Annotated in this window: 7 protein-coding genes; all 7 read left to right on the forward strand. The window is 42.9% G+C overall.

Annotation, left to right across the window (positions count from 1 at the left end; all coding sequences use genetic code 11):
• Nucleotides 1-3: 3 nt before the first annotated feature.
• The 7 genes from O3622_RS04555 to O3622_RS04585 all read left to right on the forward strand — a co-directional run bounded on the left by O3622_RS04555 (nt 4) and on the right by O3622_RS04585 (nt 24,668).
• The gene (locus O3622_RS04555; RefSeq protein WP_000028988.1) at nt 4-258 is read left to right on the forward strand and encodes a DivIVA domain-containing protein; all 255 of its coding nucleotides are present in this window, start codon (nt 4-6) and stop codon (nt 256-258) included.
• A 16-nt stretch (nt 259-274) separates the two neighbouring features.
• Nucleotides 275-1,069 carry a DivIVA domain-containing protein gene (locus O3622_RS04560; protein WP_001123190.1) on the forward strand — a complete coding sequence of 265 codons (795 nt, stop codon included), beginning with the start codon at nt 275-277 and terminating at the stop codon, nt 1,067-1,069.
• Nucleotides 1,070-1,322: 253 nt separating this feature from the next.
• Nucleotides 1,323-4,115: an isoleucine--tRNA ligase gene (ileS, locus tag O3622_RS04565; protein WP_371607102.1), complete on the forward strand. Its 2,793-nt coding sequence runs from the start codon at nt 1,323-1,325 to the stop codon at nt 4,113-4,115.
• A gap of 294 nt (nt 4,116-4,409) precedes the next feature.
• On the forward strand, nt 4,410-11,624 hold the full coding sequence (locus tag O3622_RS04570) for an SIALI-17 repeat-containing surface protein (protein WP_371607103.1): 7,215 nt from the start codon (nt 4,410-4,412) through the stop codon (nt 11,622-11,624).
• A 248-nt stretch (nt 11,625-11,872) separates the two neighbouring features.
• On the forward strand, nt 11,873-18,298 hold the full coding sequence (locus tag O3622_RS04575) for a ZmpA/ZmpB/ZmpC family metallo-endopeptidase (RefSeq protein ID WP_371607104.1): 6,426 nt from the start codon (nt 11,873-11,875) through the stop codon (nt 18,296-18,298).
• A 248-nt stretch (nt 18,299-18,546) separates the two neighbouring features.
• On the forward strand, nt 18,547-18,927 hold the full coding sequence (locus tag O3622_RS04580) for a hypothetical protein (RefSeq protein ID WP_000856372.1): 381 nt from the start codon (nt 18,547-18,549) through the stop codon (nt 18,925-18,927).
• 233 nt (nt 18,928-19,160) lie between these two features.
• Nucleotides 19,161-24,668 carry a ZmpA/ZmpB/ZmpC family metallo-endopeptidase gene (locus tag O3622_RS04585; RefSeq protein WP_371607105.1) on the forward strand — a complete coding sequence of 1,836 codons (5,508 nt, stop codon included), beginning with the start codon at nt 19,161-19,163 and terminating at the stop codon, nt 24,666-24,668.
• Nucleotides 24,669-24,766 lie beyond the last annotated feature (98 nt).

The following is a 24,766-nucleotide window of genomic DNA, read 5'->3' on the forward strand; positions in this document are numbered from 1 at the left end:
AATATGTCGATTACACCACAAGAAATAAGTGATAAAGCTTTCTCAAGAACATTCAGAGGCTACAATCAGGAAGAAGTTGACCTATTTCTAGATAAGATTTACTTTGAATTAGAGGAGATGATTCGATACAAAGATGAAACTGAACTCTATATCAAAAAACTAGAAGAACGTCTTTCCTATTATACGAATGATATTCCTAAGAGAACAGTAACAAGCGAGCAAGAACCAGAAGCAATTAATGATTCTATTTTTTATTAAGTAAGTGAGGAAAAGTATGCCAATTACATCGTTAGAAATTAAAGATAAAACCTTTGGTACAAGATTTAGAGGTTTTGATCCAGAAGAAGTAGACGAGTTTCTGGATATCGTTGTTCGTGACTACGAAGACTTGGTTCGTAGCAATCACGATAAAGAGACACACATCAAGAGTTTGGAAGAACGTTTGTCTTACTTTGATGAGATGAAGGATTCCTTGAGTCAGTCAGTTTTGATTGCTCAAGATACAGCGGAGCGTGTTAAACAAGCTGCTCAAGAACGTTCAAACAATATTATTCAACAAGCTGAACAAGATGCTCAGCGTTTGCTTGAAGAAGCGAAATACAAGGCAAATGAAATTCTCCGTCAGGCTACAGATAATGCGAAGAGAGTGGCTGTTGAGACAGAAGAGTTGAAGAATAAGAGCCGTGTATTCCATCAACGCCTCAAGTCTACGATTGAAAGTCAATTGGCTATTGTCGAGTCATCTGATTGGGAAGATATTCTTCGCCCAACAGCTACTTACCTTCAGACAAGTGATGAAGCCTTTAAAGAAGTGGTGGGTGAAGTTCTTGGTGAAACTGTATCTTTACAACCAGAGGAAGAACCTATTGATATGACTCGTCAATTCACACCAGAAGAGGTTGCTGAATTACAAGCTCGTATCGAGGCTGGCAACAAAGAATTAGCTGAGTTTGAAGCTCAACAAAATCAACAGACAGAAGAAAGTGACCAGCATGAAGAGTCAGTTGAAGTAGAAGCTACTGCAACAACTGAGGACGATGCAAACAAAGAATCTGTTCTTATCCTATAAAAAAATGTGAGAACAAGATCCAACCAACTATATTTTCAGCGAGCGGGAGATGGTGAGAGTCCTGCAATCCCTAGTGGTTAGATTATCCTCTCAAGCAATCCAGTCCGAAAACAGTAAGACTAGACGTCCCCCCACGTTACGGGAAAAGAGGAAAAGAGACCCTGTCTTTTTTCGAACAAAGGTGGTACCACGATTTTCGTCCTTTTTGCGAATCGTGGTTTTTATTTTGTCATTTTAAATTAAAGGAGTAACAATGAAACTTAAAGAAACCCTCAATCTAGGGAAAACAGACTTTCCTATGCGTGCTGGTCTTCCAACCAAAGAACCAGTTTGGCAAAAAGAATGGGAAGAAGCAAAACTTTACCAACGTCGTCAAGAATTGAACCAAGGAAAACCACATTTCACCTTGCATGATGGACCTCCGTATGCAAACGGAAATATCCACGTTGGACATGCCATGAACAAGATTTCTAAAGATATTATTGTTCGTTCTAAGTCTATGTCTGGATTTTACGCTCCTTACATCCCAGGTTGGGATACTCATGGTCTGCCAATCGAACAAGTCTTGGCAAAACAGGGTGTTAAACGCAAAGAAATGGACTTGGTTGAGTACTTGAAACTTTGCCGCGAGTACGCTCTTTCTCAAGTTGATAAACAACGTGAAGACTTTAAACGATTGGGTGTTTCTGGCGACTGGGAAAATCCTTATGTGACTTTGACTCCGGACTATGAAGCGGCTCAGATCCGTGTCTTCGGAGAAATGGCTAAGAAAGGCTATATCTACCGTGGTGCCAAGCCAGTTTACTGGTCTTGGTCATCTGAATCAGCTCTTGCTGAAGCGGAAATTGAGTACCATGATTTGCTTTCGACTTCCCTTTACTATGCGAACCGCGTCAAAGACGGAAAAGGTGTGCTCGATACAGATACTTACATCGTTGTATGGACAACTACTCCATTTACCATCACAGCTTCTCGTGGTTTGACAGTTGGAGCAGATATTGATTATGTATTGGTACAACCAGCTGGTGAGACTCGTAAGTTTGTGGTTGCTTCAGAATTGTTGAATAGCTTGTCTGAGAAATTTGGTTGGGCTGATGTTCAGGTCTTGGCAACCTACCGTGGTCAAGAATTGAACCACATTGTAACAGTCCACCCATGGGATACGGCTGTAGATGAGTTGGTAATCCTTGGTGACCACGTTACGACTGACTCTGGTACAGGTATTGTCCATACAGCCCCTGGTTTTGGTGAGGACGACTACAATGTCGGTGTTGCCAACGGCCTTGAAGTTGCTGTAACAGTTAACGAACGCGGTATTATGATGGAAAATGCTGGTCCTGAATTTGCGGGTCAGTTCTATGACAAGGTTGTGCCGACTGTTATCGAAAAACTGGGCGATTTGCTCCTTGCTCAAGAAGAAATCTCTCACTCATACCCATTTGACTGGCGTACGAAAAAACCAATCATCTGGCGTGCTGTTCCACAATGGTTTGCCTCTGTATCTAAATTCCGCCAAGAAATATTGGACGAAATTGAAAAAGTGAAGTTCCACTCAGAATGGGGTAAAGTGCGTCTTTACAACATGATTCGTGACCGTGGTGACTGGGTAATCTCTCGTCAACGTGCTTGGGGAGTTCCCCTTCCTATCTTCTATGCTGAAGACGGAACGCCAATCATGACAGCTGAAACGATTGAACATGTAGCTCAACTCTTTGAGGAACACGGTTCTATCATCTGGTGGGAACGTGATGCTAAGGACCTCTTGCCAGAAGGATTTACTCATCCAGGTTCACCAAATGGCGAGTTCAAAAAAGAAACAGACATCATGGACGTATGGTTTGACTCAGGTTCATCATGGAATGGAGTAGTGGTCAACCGTCCAGAACTCAAATACCCAGCAGATCTTTACCTTGAAGGTTCTGACCAATACCGTGGTTGGTTTAACTCATCACTTATCACATCTGTTGCCAACCATGGCGTTGCTCCATATAAACAAATCTTGTCACAAGGTTTTGCCCTTGATGGTAAAGGTGAGAAGATGTCTAAATCTCTTGGAAATACCATTGCTCCAAGCGATGTTGAAAAACAATTTGGTGCGGAAATTTTGCGTCTCTGGGTAACAAGTGTGGACTCAAGCAACGACGTGCGTATCTCTATGGATATCTTGAGCCAAGTCTCTGAAACTTACCGTAAGATCCGTAACACTCTTCGCTTCTTGATTGCTAACACATCTGACTTTAACCCAGCTCAAGACGCAGTGGCTTACGATGAGCTTCGTTCCGTTGATAAGTACATGACCATCCGCTTTAACCAGCTTGTGAAAACGATTCGTGATGCTTATGCCAACTTTGAATTCTTGACAATCTACAAGGCCTTGGTGAACTTCATCAACGTTGATTTGTCAGCCTTCTACCTTGATTTTGCTAAAGACGTTGTCTACATCGAAGGTGCCAAATCACTCGAACGCCGTCAAATGCAGACTGTCTTCTATGACATTCTTGTGAAAATCACCAAACTCTTGACACCAATCCTTCCGCACACAGCAGAGGAAATCTGGTCATATCTTGAGTTTGAAGCTGAAGAATTTGTGCAATTGTCTGAATTACCAGAAGCTCAAACTTTTGCCAACCAAGAAGAAATCCTGGATACATGGTCAGCCTTCATGGATTTCCGCGGACAAGCTCAAAAAGCCTTGGAAGAAGCGCGTAATGCAAAAGTTATCGGGAAATCGCTTGAAGCACACTTGACAGTTTATCCAAATGAAGTGGTGAAAACTCTTCTTGGAGCAGTGGATAGCAATGTAGCTCAACTTTTGATCGTGTCAGAATTGACCATCGCTGAAGGTACAGCTCCAGAAGGCGCAGTTAGCTTTGAGGATGTTGCCTTTACAGTTGAACGCGCTGCAGGTGAAGTTTGTGACCGTTGCCGTCGTATCGACCCAACAACAGCAGAACGCAGCTACCATGCAGTCATCTGTGATCACTGTGCAAGCATCGTAGAAGAAAACTTTGCGGATGCAGTTGCAGAAGGATTTGAAGCCAAATAATCAGATTAGAAATATGTCTTCTCATAGTTTAAGGTGAGAGGAAAGGTAAAAGAGAGAAAGTCATTTCTCTCTTTTTTTGCTGGTAAAAGCTTAGGACAAAGATGTAGAAATTCAACATTTTTAAGGAAAGTTTTAAGTTGATTTTTTGAGATTTTTTAAAAAGAGGAGTCGTTTTTCGGTACTTTTAAAAAGCATGTGTTGCTTCTAAAAATCGCGACAAATAATTTGAATAATCAAGTGAAATCAGGTAGAATAGAAAGGATTGAATAATATATTGAAAAGGAAATCTTTAGAATGACACATCAGTTTTATGGAGAAAAACGACAGCGCTTTTCTTTCCGGAAGTTGTCCGTTGGGCTCGTTTCGGCGACTATTGGAAGCTTCTTTTTGAGTGGGCAAATAACTGGGGACTTGACTTCTGTAAAGGCAGCAGAAATTCAAAGTCAGCAGTCTGCTCATGTCAAATACCACTACGTAGTGGAGTCTGAATTGACGGAGGCAGAGAAGAGTGCCTTGATAAGGGAGATTCCAAAGCATGTTGAGGATGCTTCAGAGACCTATTACTTAGTTTATCGTCCGACTACTCAAGGGGATTCATCTGGAGTATTGCCTAAGACAGGTCACTCCGGCCTTTGGGAATCAACTTTTACAGCGATGGGTCTTGCATTACTAGTGCTTGTAGTAGTTAGAGGCAGGAATGGGAAGAGGTATTTATCTTCTATCTTGTTGGTAACTGGAATGGGATCCATACTGCTATCTCCAACAGTCTTAGCAGTGACGAATATCGAGCTCGCTGCATATAATCAAAGTCTTAACTTGGGTCTTGGAGATGCACTGCCAGCGCCATTGAAAATTGATGGTTACGACTATATCGGTTACTTAAAGAATGAAGAACAAAATGATAGTCATTTAGCTCATTCTGTTCAGAAGGAAAATCCGACACTTGACTTGGAGAAAGAGAAGGGAAGTGAGCTTAAACCGAGTGAAACAAATCTTGATATGAAAGAGATTGTTTCAGATAAGGGTGATGCTTTAACTGAGGAAGAAAGAGAAGCTATAGCTGCCAAGGAGATTGAATTCACACGCTCAACTCCTATTTATGACTTACCAGAACTAAAAATTAGTGAGCAAAAGTCAGTCCAAGAACTTCCTTATCAGACAAAATACCAATATACCGATGAATTGGCTCAAGGCCAATCAAAAGTCATACAATCAGGTATTCGAGGTCAACGTACAGTAGTGACTCGTCATTTTCGTAAGGATCAAGAAATCGTAAAAAGCGAAATGATTTCTGATCAAGTGACGCTTAAACCTGTTTCTGAAATTATTTTAGTTGGAACAGCTCCAACTAACTCGATACCAAAAGAAACTCCAGTTCACGAAGTTCCAGAATTGGCAGAATATGGCACAACTCCTGATACAGCGCCAGTTCACGAAGTTCCAGAATTAGCAGAGTATGGCACCAGTCCAGAAACAGCGCCAGTTCACGAAGTTTCAGAATTGGCAGAGTATGGCACTAGTCCCGAGACATCTCCAGTTCAAGAGATTCCAGAACTAACGGAATATGGGACAAATCCTGATACAGCACCAGTTCACGAAGTTCCAGAATTGGCAGAGTATGGCACTAGTCCCGAGACATCTCCAGTTCAAGAGATTCCAGAACTAACGGAATATGGGACAAATCCTGATACAGCGCCAGTTCACGAAGTTCCAGAATTAGCAGAGTATGGCACCAGTTCTGATACGCCTCCAGTTCAAGAGATTCCAGAACTGACAGAATATGGCACCAGTCCAGAAACAGCGCCTATTCATGAGAATTCTGAGTTGGAATTGACTACAAATGATGAGGTTAGAATAGAAAAGATTGATTTTTCTATTGACGAGCAATATACAGATGAAATTCCAGAAGGAAGTCGTCAAATCGCAGCTCCGGGTGTCCAAGGTGAGCGTACCATTAAGACTCGTGTTTACAGTTCCAACGGTCAAGTTGTCGACCGCCAAGAACTTTCGAATGAAGAAACCTTGGCTCCGGTAATGCAAATCATCAAAGTCGGAACAGCTAAGCCAAATATGGTACCGAACGAAGCGCCAAAAGCAGACGCTCTGCCAGAGTATCCGCTGACATATACTGACGAAACCCGCGTAGAGAAAATAGCCTTTAATATCGAAGAGCAATATACGGATGAGCTTGTTCAAGATGCCCGTCAAATCGCAACTCCGGGTGTCCAAGGTGAACGTACGATTAAGACCCGTGTCTACAGTTCCAACGGTCAAGTTGTCGACCGCCAAGAGTTGTCTAACGAGGAAACTCTAGCTCCAGTAACGCAAATTGTCAAAGTCGGCACAGCTAAACCAAACATGGTACCAAGTGATGCACCGAAAGCAGATGCTTTGCCAGAGTATCCGCTGACATATACTGACGAAATTCGCGTTGAGAAAATTAACTTCACTATTCGTGAAGAAGAAACCGATGAGCTTGTTCGAGATGCTCGTCAAATCGCGACTCCGGGTGTCCAAGGTGAACGTACCATCAAGACTCGTGTCTACAGTTCTAACGGTCAAGAGGTTGACCGCCAAGAGTTGTCCAACGAGGAAACACTAGCTCCCGTAACGCAAGTGGTCAAGGTCGGTACGGCTAAACCAAACATGGTACCAAGCGATGCGCCAAAAGCAGACGCTTTGCCAGAGTATCCACTGACTTACACAGATGAAACCCTCGTAGAGAAAATAGCCTTTAACATCGAGGAGCAATATACGGATGAGCTTGTTCGAGATGCTCGCCAAATCACAACTCCGGGTGTTCAAGGCGAACGTACCATTAAGACTCGTGTTTACAGTTCTAACGGTCAAGTTGTTGACCGCCAAGAATTATCTAATGAAGAAACACTAGCTCCTATAACACAAATCGTCAAAGTCGGCACGGCTAAGCCAACTATGGTACCAAGTGATGCACCGAAAGCAGACGCTTTAGAGGAGTTCGATTTAATTTCACTGCATAGTCTCTTGGCAGAAGCGAATCAGATTAAAGCTCAGGCCCGTTATTTCAACGATAGTCAGAGTCATCAAGCTAACTATGATGCTGCTTTGACGGCAGGCCAAGCGATTCTGAGCCAATCCCAAGCCAGCCAAGCAGAAGTCAACCAACTGGTGGAACAAATCAATCAAGCCAAGGCGCAATTAAGTGGTCTTGAAGTTGTTAAAACAGCTCTTCAGACTGAGTACGATTTAAATCCAACGGTTAAAACCTCGGTTAAATATAAGAATGCGGATTCAGAAAAGCAGACAGCTTATACTGACGAATTGACCAAGGCAGAGGGAGTTTTGAACAATCAGACTGCTACACAAGTACAGGTCAACCAAGCTCTTGTTAGCCTGACAGCAGCCAAAGAAGCACTAAATGGAGTGCCTAAAGTCAAGCCGACTGTTTCCATTCTAAGTCTGACTGAGAATGCTGATGATAAGTCGGTGACGGTCCAATATAGATTGGAAGACCAGACCCAGTCCTTCCGTTCAGCGACTGCAGAATTGTACCAGGGAGACCAGCTGATTCGCACTCTTCCGATTACCAACTTTGCTGGCAGCTTGAAAATTGGCGACCTAGACTACTACACAGGCTACACTCTAAAAACCAAGTTGACTTATGAACTCGATAATGGCAGCTTTACTGAGTTTGAAACAGACAGTCGTAACTTTGAGCTAGAATACAAGAAGATTGCCTTCCGTGATATTGATTCTGTTGAGTTTTATCATAAAGAAAATGACCAATACAAGCGCTTTGTATCGATGAGCTCTATGCCTACGGATCTGTCTACCTACTTCGTCAAAATCAAGTCAAGCGAATCCAAGGAAATTCTCCTACCAGTTCACAGCATTGCTGAAGCAGAGAAAGATGGCAAGGCAGTCTATAAGGTTAATGTAGCCCTTCCTGAACTCGTCCAAGAAAGTGAGATAGGATACAAGTCTGGGCACGACTTTTACATCAGTAAGGCAGTCCCAAGTCAGCAAAATGTCTACACCAGCTTTGCTGGATTGGTAGACGCTATGAAGCGAAATATGGCAGGAAATTATGTGTTGGGAGCTGATTTGGATGCGAGCGAGGTCAACCTAGCTCCTGCTGATTATGTCTATCTCAAGGGGAACTTCACCGGCAGTCTGACGGGTAGTCAAAATGGCAAGCAATATGCGATTTACAATCTAGCCAAGCCTTTATTTGAAAACCTCAAGAACGGATCTTCTATTACCAATATCGACTTTAAAGACGTGAATATCGTGGGTACCTATGACTCGGCTGCTCTGGCACGCAATGCGGAGAATGCGCTAATCACAGATGTTTCTGTTCTGGGGAGAGTATCGGTAGTAGGCAACGCCTCTAACGTAGCGGGTCTAGTAGTTAATGGAACCAATACGAAAATCACGAATAGTTCCTTTACGGGGACTATCCTATCTAACAGTCAACAAATCAAAGCTTATAATGTAGGTGGTTTGGTTGCAAACCTTAAAGGAGGAGAATCTCTTCTTAGCCAAAGTAAAGCAGATGTAACGATTATTAGTGGTGCACGATCAAATGAACAACGTATCGGTGGTTTGGTTGGACGTCTAGAAAACAATGCTCGAATCACCAAGTCGTATGTGACAGGAAAACTATATAATGCAACCACTAGCGGTCAAATCGGTGGAGTGGTCGGCTCGAACTACTTTAATGGTTTAGTTGATAATGTGATCAGTAATGTTAGCGGTACAAATGTTTACAGTATTTCTGGGGATCAGGGCTACAAAAACGACCGCATTACGCAAGCCTATAAAGTTGCCAAAAGTGAAACCTTGAAAAACGATCAGTTTGTTACTTCTACAATTACTCAAGAAGAAATGGAAGAAAAACTGACTGCTATGGACATAACAACTAGCCTAGATGACACGAATCTAAATATGCGTTTTGTCGACTATGGTGAAGTAAACAATGCTCAATTTGACCGCGGATATTCTTATGCGAATATGGAGAAACTGCTTCCTTTCTACAATAAAGAAACCATTGTTTCGTTTGCGAACAAGATTCCGAAAGAGCATAAGTTGAATAAGGAGTACCTACTGGATGTTGTTCCGATGAAGGGCGACCAGGTTATCACTGATATCCATGGTAATAAAACAGCAATCAATCGTTTGATGCTGCACTACATGGACAATACCATTGACTACCTAGAAATATCTTATCAGGGAGATTTCGTAAATCGAGGTATTGCTGAGTATAGGATGAAGGGATTAGACCTTCTTTATACTCCAGAAGCCTTCGTATCAGATTATACTAGCATTCTAAATCAAGTGTTGCCAGAGTTAAACAAGGTAGTTCTTGATTCGCCAGCTATGCGTACAGCTCTCGGAGTAGCCGCAGATACTTCTTTGGATGAACTATACTTAGACACTGCATTTACGCAAGTGAAAAGTAAGCTATCAGGTGAGCTTCGCAAAGTGCTGGCTATGGATAAGGCTATCAATACTGAAGGAGAAGTAGTTAAGGATTATCTTGTTAAGAAGATTCTTGCTGATAAAGAAGCTTTCCTATTGGGTCTGACTTACCTTAACCGTTGGTACAATATCAACTATGATACCTTTAATGTTAAGGACCTATCGGCTTACAAGATGGATTTCTACGGTAAAAATGACGTTTCGGTTCTTGATACAATCATTGCTTTAGGGAAATCAGGACTTGAGAATCTCAAGGCTAAGAACAACTATACAGCATATGATAATTCGCTCTCTGAAGCAACTGGCAAGCGAGGACTCTTCAATTACCTTGAAGGCTACCGTCAGCTCTTCCTACCATACAAGACCAATAATGAATGGCTCAAAACCAATACAAAAGCCTACATCGTTGAGGCTAAGTCCGATGTAGCAGAAGCGAGACAGCTTCAGGACGCAGCCGAGGGCAAGAGCAAGTACTCTGTCGGTGTTTATGACAAGATTACTGCAGATAATTGGGAACACAAGGGCATGCTCCTGCCACTCTTGACCATGACGGAGAAAGGTGTCTATGCTATCTCTAATATGTCTACCCTCTCTATGGGAGCTTATGATCGCTACCGCCTGGATGCCAATAACAGAGTGCGCACAGACGCAGAACTAGTTGAATATGTCGAAGACCGAGTGAGAAAAACAGCTGAATACCAGCGCGACCATTATGATTTCTGGTACAAGATTCTGAGTCCGGAAAGCAAAGACAAGCTCTTCCGTTCGGTTCTGGTTTACGATGGGTTCTTCTTGACTGACAAAGCGGGACAAAGCTATTGGGCACCAGCTAATGACAAAAAATCACAGGCTATGCAGGAATTCTTTGGACCAGCCGGCAAGTGGTATCCAAGCAAGGGCTACAATGCCTATGCGACGGGAAGTGTTACCCATTTTGATAGAGCACGATTATTGGAAGACTATGGAAACTCTGTCTACACCCATGAAATGACCCATAACTCTGACGGTGCAATTTACTTTGAAGGTTATGGTCGTCGTGAGGGACTAGGTGCGGAACTCTATGCTCGCGGACTCTTGCAATCTTCGCCGAGCGCAGATGAACCAACTATTACGCTCAATACTCTCTTCAAGGTGGACAAGGATTCGAAGACACGTATGCATACCTATAATTTCAAGGAACGTGTTCAAAATGAAGCAGACCTGCAACACTATGTCCATGGTATGTTTGACATGATTTACACCTTGGACTATCTAGAAGGTACTTCTATGCTGAAGCAGAGCGATACTGCCAAGTTACAGTGGTTCAGAAAGATGGAGAATTACTATATTACAGATAAGTATGGTAAGGAGACTCATGCTGGTAACCAGACGCGAAGCTTCACTGCTGAAGAAATCAAGCAATTAAAGACCTTTAACTCTCTCATTGAAAATGATGTGATCACTCGTCGGGAGAATAAGGAAAGCGGAAAATATGGTCGAAATGGCTACCTGAGCCTCAGCCTCTTCTCACCAATCTACTCAGCCTTGAGCAATCCGAAGGGAGCGCCAGGTGACGTCATGTTCCGTCGCACAGCCTATGAATTACTGGCAGCCAAGGGCTACCATGATGGATTTGTCCCTTATGTTTCTGGTCAGTACTCTCAGGAAGCCTTCGATGAAGGCAAGAAAACGTGGGACGGATGGTCTGGAAGAGATGTCGGTCTCGTGACAGACCAGAAAGTCTTGGAAAATGTATTTAAAGGTGAATACACCTCTTGGGCAGCCTTCAAGAAGGCCATGTACAAGGAGCGGATTGATCAGTTGACCAAGTTGAAGCCAATTACCATTGAGTACGAGCTTAAAAATCCAAACAGTACCAAGAAAGTAACCATTCGCTCTTATGCAGAGATGCAGCAGTTGATGGACGCAGCCGTGGCAGAGGATGTACGCAACATTACCAATGCTACTAGCCGTGTCGAAGCTAGCTGGGTCAATCTGCTCAAGAAGAAGATTTACAACGCTTATCTTCGTGAGACAGACGACTTCAGACAGTCTATTTTCAAGAAATAAGGAAACGATTCTGTTTGATTAAAATTTGAAAAATTCCTAGGTTTAAGGCTACCTAGGAATTTTTTCTGTTATTCTCCATGATCTTGTTGTGCATTCAATATCTGATAAGATAAGAATTTTGAAAGCGCAAATGAACTGAAAAGATTAGCATTTTTTTGTGGCTATTATTTATAGCAAATAAATTGAATAATCTAGTAAATTTCGGTAGAATAGAGGGGATTCAAATCATGATGAAGGAAAGATTAGAAATGAAAAGAAGTTATTTAGGAGAAAAGCACCAACGTTTTTCATTGAGAAAAGTTTCGGTTGGTTTAGTTTCTGCTTTGGTAGGGGTTTTCTACCTTTTTAGTGGAGGAGGTTCTCTTGCAAGTGTAGCAGCTAGTGAACAGACACCATCCGTCACAAAACAGATCCACTATAAGTACGTGACAGAAAGTGAGCTCACGGACCAAGAGAAGCAATTGGTAGTCAAAGAATTGCCACAGTTTGCTGAGGAAACAGATGATACTTACTATTTGATTTATCGTCCGACGAGACAGCTGCCTGCAACTGGTCACAGCCAACTCTTTAGCTCAATTGCAGCGGGGGCAGGTATTGTACTACTGGTCGTAGCGATTAAACTGGGCAGAGATGATCGCAAAAAGCTAGCTTCTTTCATGCTCTTGACCAGTCTAGGAAGTCAGCTGATCGCGCCAACTTCCTTGGCTTTGACAAATCAAATGCTGGCAGACTATAATCAGGAATTGACTGTACAGGTCGGGGAAACATTGCAATCCCCACTTACGATTGAAGGCTACCAATATGTAGGGTATTTGAAATCTCAAAAAGAAGTAAACTCTCCACTTGATGGCAAGAAAGAGTTGAATCATTCGGCTCCTATTGATACTCCAGTTCAAACTTCAAACGGAAGTCAAGCGCAGGAAGAGTATCGTGCTCAGAAACCAAGTGAAGCTCCTGTCTTTGAACAACCAGAGTTAAAGGTTGAGAGTAAAGATACGAGTCGTACAGAGATCATTCCTTTCCAAGTAGAGGAAGTAGAGGCGGATGATTTGCCGCAAGGTCAAACTGAGGTGATTCAGGCAGGGAAAAATGGTAGTCGTACCATCGTGACCCGCAGCTACCTTTTAAATGGTCAGGTGATCCATACAGAGGAGGTTTCCAATCAGGTAACGACTGAGCCGACTTCTGAGATTAGAAAAGTCGGAAGCAAGATCCCTTCTCCTACAAAACCAAGCCCAGGGGAGTCCGTTAGCGAGAAACCAACAGACGCTCCAATAAATGAAGTTCCAAGCTTAAACGTTGAAGAAAAAGATGTTACCACAACAGTGGCTGAACCCTACACTCGAGAACGAGTAGAGAGTGATAGCTTGCCAGTTGGCCAAATCAAGATAACTCAAGCTGGTCAAGATGGCGTGCGTACAATCGTCACCCGTCAGTACATGGTAGATGGAAAAGTAGAGAGAAGCCAGGAACTCTCTAACGAAGTGACGACTCCAGCGGTCTCAGAAATCGTAACAGTTGGAACAGGCCCTGTTAGCGAGAAACCAACAGACGCCCCAATAAATGAAGTTCCAAGCTTAAACGTTGAAGAAAAAGATGTTACCACAACGGTAGCAGAACCCTACACTCGAGAACGAGTAGAGAGTGATAGCTTGCCAGTTGGCCAGACAAAGATAACCCAAGCTGGTCAAGATGGAGTGCGTACGATCGTCACCCGTCAGTACATGGTAGATGGCAAAGTAGAGAGAAGCCAGGAAATCTCCAACGAAGTGACGACACCAGCAGTATCGGAGATCGTAACCGTCGGAACAGCTCCTGTTAGCGAGAAACCAACAGACGCTCCTGTAAATGAAGTTCCAAGCTTAAACGTTGAAGAAAAGGACGTTACCACAACAGTGGCCGAACCCTATCCAACTAAGGAAGTGGAAAGTGCAGACCTGCCTTTGGAGCAAAGGGAAGTTAGCCAAGCTGGTCAAGAGGGTGTCCGTACGATTGTGACTCGTCAGTATTTAGTAGATGGAAAAGTCGAAAATACAGAGGAAATCTCTAACACTATCACAAAAGAAGCAGTTCCTCAGATTATCAAAGTCGGTACAAAACCAATTTCTACAAATGCGGATCACGCTCCTGTGGAACCAGAAAAAGGAACCCTCGACCTCGAACCCTTACACCAATTAGTGGAAGAAGCTGAGAGCATCCAGAAAACGCATCAGTATTTCAATGATACCACTGCAGATCAAGAGTCTTATAAACAGGCAGTTGTAAATGCCCAAGCTCTCTTTGAGGCATCTCATGCCAGTCAAGAACAGGTTGATTCCTTGAAAAATGCCCTTGAAACTGCTAAGAATAATCTAGACGGCCAACCTGTTGATAAGAAAACTCTTGGAGTTGAATTTGACATGAAGGATGTGACTCAGTCTACAGTTGCTTACCAGTATGCTGATGAACAAACCAAACTCCGCTATCGCCGTGCTCTAGATCAGGCCAAGCTCGTTTTGGACAATCCTTTGGCCAATCAAGCCTTGGTCGATCAAGTTCGGACGGATCTCGAGGCAGCTCGTCAAGCTCTGGATGGAGTCAAGAGAAAACCAAGCCTCTCTCTAGTCAGTGTCGAGAAGGAAGAAGATCAACGCCAAGTTTCTCTTAGCTATCACTTGACGGATGCTACAGCTAGCTATCAATCAGCCAAAGCGCAGCTATACAAGGGTGAAACGTTAATCAAGGAAGTCGATCTTGTGGACCTCGCTCAAAAATTGACATTTGATGACTTGGACTACTATACTCCTTATACCCTCAAAACCGTCATGAAATATGACCTAGGTCAAGGGGAACAAACTAGTATAGAGGATCAACGTCCAGTTCAGCTAGATTATAAGAAGGTTGAAATCAAAGACATTGACCGCATCGAACTGTACGGTAAAGATGGTAGTCACTACCGACGTTACCTATCCCTGTCGGAAGTGCCGTCTGATTTGGACAACTACTATGTCCGCATTCAGTCAGACAAGTTCAAGGATATGCTCTTACCAGTTTCTAAGATTACAGATAAGGGCAATGCCTATTCCGTAACGGTATCAGCTAATCAGCTCGTCGAGGGAGAAGGGGATCATTATCGTCCAGATTACTCTTTTGAACTGCCGAAAACGCCTCTTAGCCAAGAAGGTGTCTATACGTCTTTCAAAGCGCTCATAGAGGCTATGAAGTCAAACCCGACTGGAAACTTCAAACTAGGAGCGGATGTTTCAGCAGATGAACTCCAGTTGGAACAGTCTGCGACAAGCTATGTACCAGAAGAATTTTCAGGTAGCCTAACTAGCCGAGTGGATGGCAAAGATTATACCATCTACAACTTGGCAAAACCGCTCTTTGCAACCTTGAAAAATGCCACCATCCAGCAACTGACCTTGAAATCGGCTGCAGTTACAGGTAAGGACTCTATCGGGGCCTTGGCTAGCAATGCTCAAAATGCAACGATTACGGATGTTTCTGTAAGTGGTAGTCTATCTGGGAACAAACATATCGGTGGACTCGTAGGAGTTGCCCAAAACACAAAACTAACCAATGTTGCCTTTAAAGGGTCTATCACCAGCACCCAAGATGGGGGGCAGGAGTACAATATTGGTGGCCTGGTCGGTAATTTCCACGGCAACCAATCACTGGCGCAGAAGAGTCAGGCGGATGTATCTATCCAAGTAACGGGTCGAAATGGAGACCAGCGTGTTGGAGGATTGATCGGTCGTTTGCAGAATGGAGCTAGATTAGAAACTTCTTATGTGTCTGGTTCTATCCAAAATGGAGGTCATTCTGGCCAAGTCGGTGGAGCAATCGGGTCTACTTGGAACAATGGACAGGTCCGAAATATCTTGACCAGTGTCAAGGTTCAAAATGGTCATGCGATGACAGGAGATCCCTATCCTGAGGCTTCTGTTCGGGACTCTTATGTTCTTGAGGGGACTACAGCAAATCGAAAAGATGAGCGTTTTGTCCGTTCTATTTCAGAGGCCGATGCGCAAGCCAAACGTCAGTCCTTTGGAATCACTTCAAACTTGACAGACCAGGAGCCATTGCAGCAAGCTTACCAGCATCAAACAGACTATAGTCGAGTGAGGGGAGCTCAGGAGTCCAGAAAGCAAGCCTACGAAAATGTAGAAAAACTATTACCATTCTACAACAAAGACTTCATCGTTCATACAGCCAACCAATTAGCTGAAGATGATAAACTCAACAAAGTAGCCCTGCTAGATGTGGTTCCGATGAAAGACGAGACGCTGATAACGGATGTCAACAGTCATAAGGGTGAAATCAATAGACTGATGCTGCATTATGCAGATAAGACGATCGCTTATCTTGATCTGACCTACAAGGGTGATTTTGCCAATGGCCAGATTGCAGAATATAGCATCGCTGATAAGAATTTGCTCTATACGCCAGAAACCTTCCTATCTGACTACCAGTCCATTAAAGCGAGTGTCTTGGAAGAACTCAAAGCTGTGACCTATGACTCAACTGCAGTTCGAAAGGTCCTTGGAATTGGTGAAACAGCTTCCTTAGATGATCTTTATCTAGAAAAAGCCTTTGAACAAACCAAGGCTGAACTAGGTCAGGAGCTCCTCAAGGTGCTTTCAGTTGACAAGTCGATTAACACCCTAGGCCCTGCCGTAGCGGATGCGATTAGCCAAAAGATTCTGCAGAACAAAGAAGCCTTCATGCTTGGTCTGACCTATCTCAACCGCTGGTACAATGTCAACTATGGAACGTTCAATACCAAAGATCTTAATGCCTATAAGTTTGATTTCTTTGGCAATCAAGAAGCTTCGACACTGGATACTATCATCGCTCTCGGGAACTCTGGAATGGGCAATCTTCGAGCGCAAAACAACTTCAATGCTTACCGACAATCCCTAGCCAAGGAAAAAGGCAAAGGAGACCTCTTTGCTTACTTAGAAAGTCTGCGTGAACTCTTCTTGCCACACAAAACCAACAGTGAATGGTTCAAGGAAAATACTAAGGCTTATATCGTAGAAGCTCGTTCAAGTCTGCCAGAAATTCAGGCTAAGCAAGACAATGCAGATCGTAAGAGTAAGTATACAATCAAGGTCTACGACAGACTGACTCAGGGAGATTGGGGCTTCAAGCAAATGGTTCTCCAGCTTCTGACCTTACCTGAAAGAGATGTCTATATCATCAGCAATATGTCGACCATTGCCTTTGGTAGCTTTGGAGGCTACAGGAAAGAAGGTGGCAGAGTTCTCTCAGGCGAGGAACTCCATCGACACGTTGAAAAACTTGTGGATCAATCAGCTGAATGGCAACGAAACCACTATGACATGTGGTACAACATTTTAAGTCCAAACAGGAAAGACACTCTATTCAGACGGGTGATCGTTACAGACGGTTTCTTTGTTTACAATGATAAAGGCCAGCAATATTGGGCTCCGCGTAATGATAAGACATCTGTTGCTATGTACAATTTCTTTGGTCCTGCTGGGAAGTATCACGGAGACAATGGACTAGGGGCCTTTGCCAATGGTTATGAAGTCTTCTACGTCTATGACCAGATGCTGGGAGCTTCTGGAACCATGGTGTATACCCATGAAATGACCCACAACTCGGATGGTTCTATCTATTTTGAAGGACATGGTCGTCGTGAGGGTGAAGGACCTGAGAGTTTTGCTACAGGGATGTTAGAGTCTGTAACCAATGTTAGCGAAAAAGGTCTCGTGCTCAATAGCTTCTATCAGGGAGATAAAGATTCGACCACACGTTACCATACCTATGATCCTGTTGCTCGATTCTCCTCAGCAGATGCACTTCGCGACTACATGCATGGAGTTTTTGACGTACTGAACCTTCTGGATTATGTAGAAGGGGATATTGTTACTGGAGTTCTAACTGATCAACAGAAAATGAAATGGTACCGTAAGGCTGAAAATTATAACTTTGAAAAAACTTCTTATGGTAAACAAGCCCACGCTGATGATCGCATTGTCCCTATAACTGCTGAAGAAGCAGCCAAACTAAAATCTGTCGATGCTCTGGTTGATCATAATATCATTGGTCGTCGCGATGGTTGGGATACAGCTAGCTTTGGACGAAATGGCTACTACATCGTCAATATGTTTGCTTCCTTCTATGCAGCTCTGGACAATCCAACTGGTGCACCTGGGGGACTTATGTTCCGCCGTAGAGCCTATGAATTGCTTGGAGACAAGGGTTACCAGCAAGGATTTGTCCCATATGTATCTGGCCAATACGCTGGCCAAGCCCTCAAAGAAGGAAACAAGACCTACTCAATCTGGAACAGAGGAGATGTCGGAGTAGTTGGAGATGATTTGGTTTTCAAAAATCTCTATGGTAGCCAGTATGAATCATGGAAGGATTTGAAGAAAGCCATGTTGAATGAGCGATACAACAAGGCTCAAAACTTCCTTCGCCCTATCACTATCGAGTTTGAAGCAGGAAAACTAGATAGCAAACGACAAATTACGATTTCTTCTTATGAGGAATTACAAGATTATATGTACTTAGCAGTACTAGCGGATGCCTCAGCTAAGAACATTGATCGTGCCTTATCAGACAGCTCTAAGAGCAGTGTCGCCCAACTCAAGTATCGTATTTTCAATGCTTATCTACGTGCTACAGACGATTTCAGACAGTCCATCTTTGAAAGATAAGTCTCTTGCAAAAACAGACACGAAAAAAGAAGATCCAAGTGATCTTCTTTTTTTAGGTGAATGGCTTGCTCAGTGGAGAAGACGAATGAATTTACAAACAAATTGATACATGACAGAGTTATTACTCTAAATGTCTGGAGAGAAATTTGAAATCATTCACCATCTAGTATACTCGTTTTGAAATTTCTTTTGTTTTTCATGAAAATGTGATAAAATAATAGCTGTAAAAATTTTTTAAGGAGATTCAGATGAAAACAAATACACTTGCTCGCGTAAATGCGATTTTTGGTCTTATCGCAGGTATTGTTTTACTGTTGGCGCCTCTTGTTATGTTTATGATAGCTGTCGGGGTTGCTGCAGTGACGGAAGACCCTGATGCAACAGATAGTATATTGAGGATTTTTATAATTATTTTTTCATTGGTGAAAATTGCTGTCTTGGTTTTAGGAATTGTGTCTATTGTCTATTACAAGGACGATGAGCGTGTGACGCCAGCACCGTCTGTTTTGTTTATCGTGGGTGGTTCTGTTGGATTGATCCCATTCTTGGGCTGGGTAGGAGGAATTCTGACAATCATTGGTGGATCCCTCTATTTTGGACTTTTGAAAAAATTCGAGATTCAAGAATAATGACTTTTTGTTAGAAATATTTTCAAATAAGAGAAGGCGATTAGCCTTCTTTTTTTGTCATCAACGACGGATAAATTTTATAGGATAAATAAGCTTTTACATTCATAAAATTCAAAGTATTTATTTGAGACAAGGAAGTATTTTTATAGTATAATGATGGATGTGAAATATCTATATCAAAATATAATGCTAGTTAATTTCTTGATAGAAGGTAAAAGTTGAGAGGATTTAGAATGAAAAAGTTTTTTGGAGAGAAGCAGCATCGTTTCTCCTTACGAAAATTAGCAATTGGACTTGTGTCAGCTTCGATTTCAAGCCTATTTTTTGTGTCCATTGCGAGCAGTGGGACCGTATTTGCTCAAGAAAATGCAGCTGTTCACTACAAATATGTGACGGATACGGAGCTGAGTGGGCAAGAAAAGGACTTGATTGTCAAGGACATTCCTAAAATTGCGGAAGATAGTGAGAGCACCTATTATCTAGTCTACCGTATGGATGAGAAAGCCCAGCTGGGTCAGTTGCCCAATACAGGTGGGCAGAATAGCCTTACTAGCGTTTTATCAGGTGGAGTTCTGGCTTCGATTGGCCTCCTTATTTTTGTTGTATCCAAAAAGAAAGGCAAGAAGAAAGCCCTCTTGAATCTGATTTTAGTAACAGGGATGGGTAGTGGTTTGGTTTCTTCGGTTCAGGCTATCGAAAATCAACTTTTACTCCAGTATAATCAGGAATACCAATTATCCCAAGGAGATAGTCTGCCTTTGCCACTCACCCTATCGGGTTATACCTATCTAGGCTATATTAAGCAAGAGAAGGACGCTAGTCTGCAAGAAACTGTTGCTAGGGATCAGAAACTTGACTATACGGTTCAACCTCATTTCCAAGCAAACGAAGGTGGACAAAGGGCAGGAGATGAGCAGAAAGCTCCGTCTCCTACAATTCCTGCTGAAAATCAAACCCCTTCTCAAGATTCATCCAATCAAAATCCGTCTGGTCTTGCTAGTGTGGATCCTCAGGACGAAGTCTTGGCTGGTCGCGTGAACAAACCAGAACTCTTATACAAAGACCAAGAGATTGTAACCAAACTAGATGTTTCAGAAGTGGTTCAAGAAAATCCAGAACTAGCAGAGGGAAGCATTCGTGTCAAACAAGAAGGGCGTGCTGGGAAGAAGATTGAGCTTGTTCGCATTTTCACTGTTGAAAACCAAGAAATTTCTAGGGAAGTTCTCTCGACTAAGGTAGAAGAAGCCTTGCCACGTATAGTAGAGAAAGGGACTAAGAAGGCAGTTGCTCCGAGTGAAGCACCTCAGTCTGCAAGAAAAGGAGAGCCTGAGACTCAGGCTCCATTACCAGAATATACAGGCGAGCAAGCGGGAGCGGTTGTAGCCCCAGAGACAGCTGAAAAACCAGAATATACAGGCACCCAAGCAGGAGCAGTCGTTGAACCCGAGCAAGTCGCTCCACTACCTGAGTATCAGGGAACTCAAGCTGGTGCCATCGTTGAACCGGAAAAAGTTGAGCCAGAGGTTGGGGGCGTCCAGTCTGGGGCTTTGGTGGAACCAGCAACAACTGACAAACCAGCCTATACAGGCGAGCAGTCTGGAGCAATCGTAGAGCCTGAAAAGGTACCATCGACACAAGAGTATACAGGAACTCAAGCTGGAGCGATTGTTGACCCTGAGATAGCTGAAAAACCAGAATATACAGATACTCAATCAGGTGCGATTGTGGAACCTGAGACTCAATCTTCCTTACCAGAATATACAGGAACTCAAGCAGGAGCCATCGTTGAACCGGAACAAGTCGCTCCTCTTCCAGAATATACTGGCAATACCGAGCAAGTAAAACCGGAAACTCCGACAGAAAAACCAAAAGAAAAAGATCCAGAAAAAACACTTGAATTAAGAAACGTTTCGGATCTGGAGTTGTATAGTCAGACCAATGGTACTTACAAACAACATGTTTCTTTAGACAGTGTTCCAAAGAATACAGACACTTACTTTGTCAAGGTTAAATCCTCGTCATTTAAAGATGTCTATCTACCAGTCGCTTCAATAACGGCTGAAACAAAAGATGGCCAGTCAGTTTATAAAATCACAGCCAAGGCTGAGAAACTCCAGCAAGAGCTAGAAAATAAATATGTTGATAATTTCACCTTCTATCTCGCAAAAAAGACCACAGAAGAAACGACAACCTTTACTTCCTTTAGCAACCTGGTCAAAGCTATCAAACAGAATCTCTCTGGAACCTATCATTTAGCAGCTAGTTTGAATGCCAACGAAGTGGAACTGGGACCTGATGAAAGTTCTTACATCAAGGGCGCCTTTACTGGTCAGTTGATTGGTGAAAAAGATGGCAAGCAGTATGCTATTTACAACTTGAAAAAGCCTCTTTTTGAAACCTTGAGTAGTGCCACAGTAGAAAAATTGAGTCTGAAAAATATCTCTATTTCAGGGAAAGATGATATTGGTTCACTGGCATATGAAGCCCAGAATAACACAAAGATTAAGCAAGTTCACGTCGATGGTGTTCTCGCCGGTGAACGTGGTATCGGTGGTTTGCTGGCTAAGGCGGATCAATCAAGCATCACAGAGAGCAGTTTCAAGGGAAGAATTATCAACACTTATGAAACGACTGCTGCCTACAATATCGGTGGTTTGGTCGGTCATTTGACAGGTGACAAGGCTTTACTTACCAAGTCAAAAGCGACAGTAACCATTTCATCCAACACAAATAGTTCAGATCAGACTGTGGGTGGTCTTGCAGGTCTGGTAGACCAAGATGCACATATACAGGATAGCTATGCTGAGGGTGATATTAACAATGTCAAGCACTTTGGTAGAGTGGCGGGAGTTGCAGGCAATTTGTGGGATCGAACTTCTGGTGATGAAAAGCATGCAGGAAGATTGACCAATGTTCTCAGCGATGTCAATGTAACCAACGGAAATGCCATCACCGGTTACCACTACAATGGAATGAAGGTGGCTGATACCTACAGTAACAAGGCCAACAGAGTCTACAATGTTACCTTGGTCAAGGATGAGGTCGTCAGCAAAGAATCCTTTGAAGAAAGAGGAACAATGCTAGATGCTTTCCAGATTGAAAGCAAAAAAGCAGCCATTAATCCTCTCACTCTACCAACAGTGGAGCCCCTCTCAACAAGTGTCAAGAAAGACAGTGATTTTTCTAAGGTGGCCCATTATCAAGCTAAGCGCGCCTTGGCTTATAAAAACATTGAAAAATTGTTACCTTTCTATAACAAGGCAACTATCGTCAAATACGGAAATCTGGTCAATGAGAACAGTCTTTTATATCAAAAAGAACTCTTGTCAGCAGTTATGATGAAGGATAACCAAGTCATCACAGACATTGTTTCTAACAAAGAGACTGCAAACAAACTCTTGCTTCACTACAAGGACCATTCATCTGAGAAGATCGATCTCAAGTACCAGGCTGATTTTGCCAAATTAGCGGAATATAGTCTAGGAAATACGGGTCTTCTCTATACGCCAAACCAATTCTTGTATGACCAAAGCTCTATCATCAAACAAGTCTTACCTGAATTGCAGCAGGTGGACTACCATTCAGAAGGCATCAGAAAGACGCTCGGTATTTCTCCAAAAGTCGAGCAGACTGAGCTCTATCTAGAGGACCAGTTCGCCAAAACCAAGGAACATCTGGAAGACAGTTTGAAGAAACTCTTGTCAGCAGATGCTGGACTGGCTGGTGACAACCCAGTTACCAAGGGCTATCTTGTAGATAAAATCAAACACAACAAAGAAGCCTTGCTACTTGGTTTGACCTATCTGGAACGTTGGTATAACTTCAGCTACGGTCAAGTAAACGTCAAAGACTTGGTTCTGTACCATCTGGACTTCTTTGGTAAGGGAAATGCTTCACCACTAGATACTCTGATTGAGTTGGGTAAATCTGGCTTTAACAATCTTCTAGCTAAGAACAACGTTGATACTTATTCTATTAGTCTAGCTAGCCATCATGGAACGACAGATTTATTTAGCACTCTAGAACATTACCGAAAAGTCTTTTTACCAAATACAAGTAACAATGACTGGTTTAAATCAGAGACCAAGGCTTACATCGTCGAAGAAAAATCTAATATTGAAGAAGTCAAAACTAAGCAAGGACAAGCTGGCACTAAGTATTCTATCGGTGTTTATGATCGCATCACGAGTGCCACTTGGAAATACCGCAATATGGTCTTGCCTCTCCTAACCTTGCCAGAGAAATCAGTATTTGTCATCTCGACCATGTCTAGTCTAGGATTTGGAGCCTATGATCGCTACCGCAATAGTGACCATAAAGCGGGCAAGGCTCTCAATGACTTTGTTGAAGAAAATGCGCGTGAAACAGCCAAACGTCAGCGAGATCACTACGATTATTGGTATCGTATTTTAGATAATGAGGGACGTGAAAAACTCTATCGTACGATTCTCCTTTATGATGCCTATAAGTTTGGGGATGACACAACATCTGGAAAAGCTACAGTGGAGGCTAAGTTTGATAGCTCCAATCCAGCCATGAAAAACTTCTTTGGCCCAGTTGGCAATAAGGTAGTACACAATCAGCATGGAGCCTACGCAACAGGTGATGGAGTCTATTATATGTCTTACCGTATGCTGGACAAGGATGGAGCCATTACTTATACCCATGAAATGACCCATGATTCAGATCAGGATATTTACCTTGGCGGCTATGGTCGAAGAAGTGGCTTGGGCCCAGAGTTCTTCGCAAAAGGCTTATTGCAAGCCCCTGACCAACCAAGTGACGCAACCATTACCATCAATTCTATCTTGAGACACTCAAAATCAGATAGTACAGAGGGCTCCCGTCTGCAAGTCTTAGATCCGACAGAGAGATTCCAAAACGCAGCAGATCTTCAGAACTATGTCCATAACATGTTTGACCTTATCTACATGCTGGAATACCTCGAAGGGCAATCAATCGTTAACAAACTAAATGTTTACCAGAAAATGGCGGCTCTCAGAAAAATTGAGAACAAGTATGTGAAAGATCCAGTAGATGGCAATGAGGTATACGCTACTAACGTAGTCAAAGAATTGACAGAAGAAGAGGCAAAGAAACTAACCAACTTTGAAAGTTTGATTGACCACAATATCTTATCAGCTCGTGAGTATCAGTCTGGCGACTATGAGCGAAATGGCTACTATACGATTAAACTCTTTGCCCCAATCTTTTCAGCTCTCAGCAGTGAGAAAGGCACGCCAGGGGACCTTATGGGACGTCGGATCGCTTACGAACTTTTGGCTGCCAAAGGCTTTAAGGATGGAATGGTACCTTATATCTCAAACCAATACGAAGAAGTTGCCAAACAAAAAGGTAAAACTATCAATCTCTATGGTAAAGAACGCGGATTGGTGACAGATGATCTTGTTTTGGACAAGGTATTTGAAGGCAAGTATGCATCTTGGGCGGATTTCAAGAAAGCCATGTACCAAGAACGTGTGGATCAGTTTAAAAACTTGAAACAAGTGACCTTTAAAGTTCCGACAAAACCATGGCCAAACTATACGACAGAGACCATCAATCAAGTGACTGAATTGCAAGCCCTCATGGACCAAGCTGTGCTACAGGATGCAGTGGCTCCTCGTTGGAGTGACTATAAGCCAGAGATTGACAGTGCCGTTCATAAGTTGAAGAGAGCAATCTTTAAGGCTTATCTTGACCAAACAAACGACTTCAGAACCTCTATTTTTAAGAAATAAGGGTTGGAAAATGAAAAGGGAGGATCGACTGGTCTTCTCTTTTTATAGCTTGATATCCCTGTTAGAAAGCTGGTAGGCGATTTGTTTGTGCCTGAGAA

It is taken from the genome of Streptococcus sp. 27098_8_51 (genome assembly GCF_041432205.1).
GTDB lineage: Bacteria > Bacillota > Bacilli > Lactobacillales > Streptococcaceae > Streptococcus.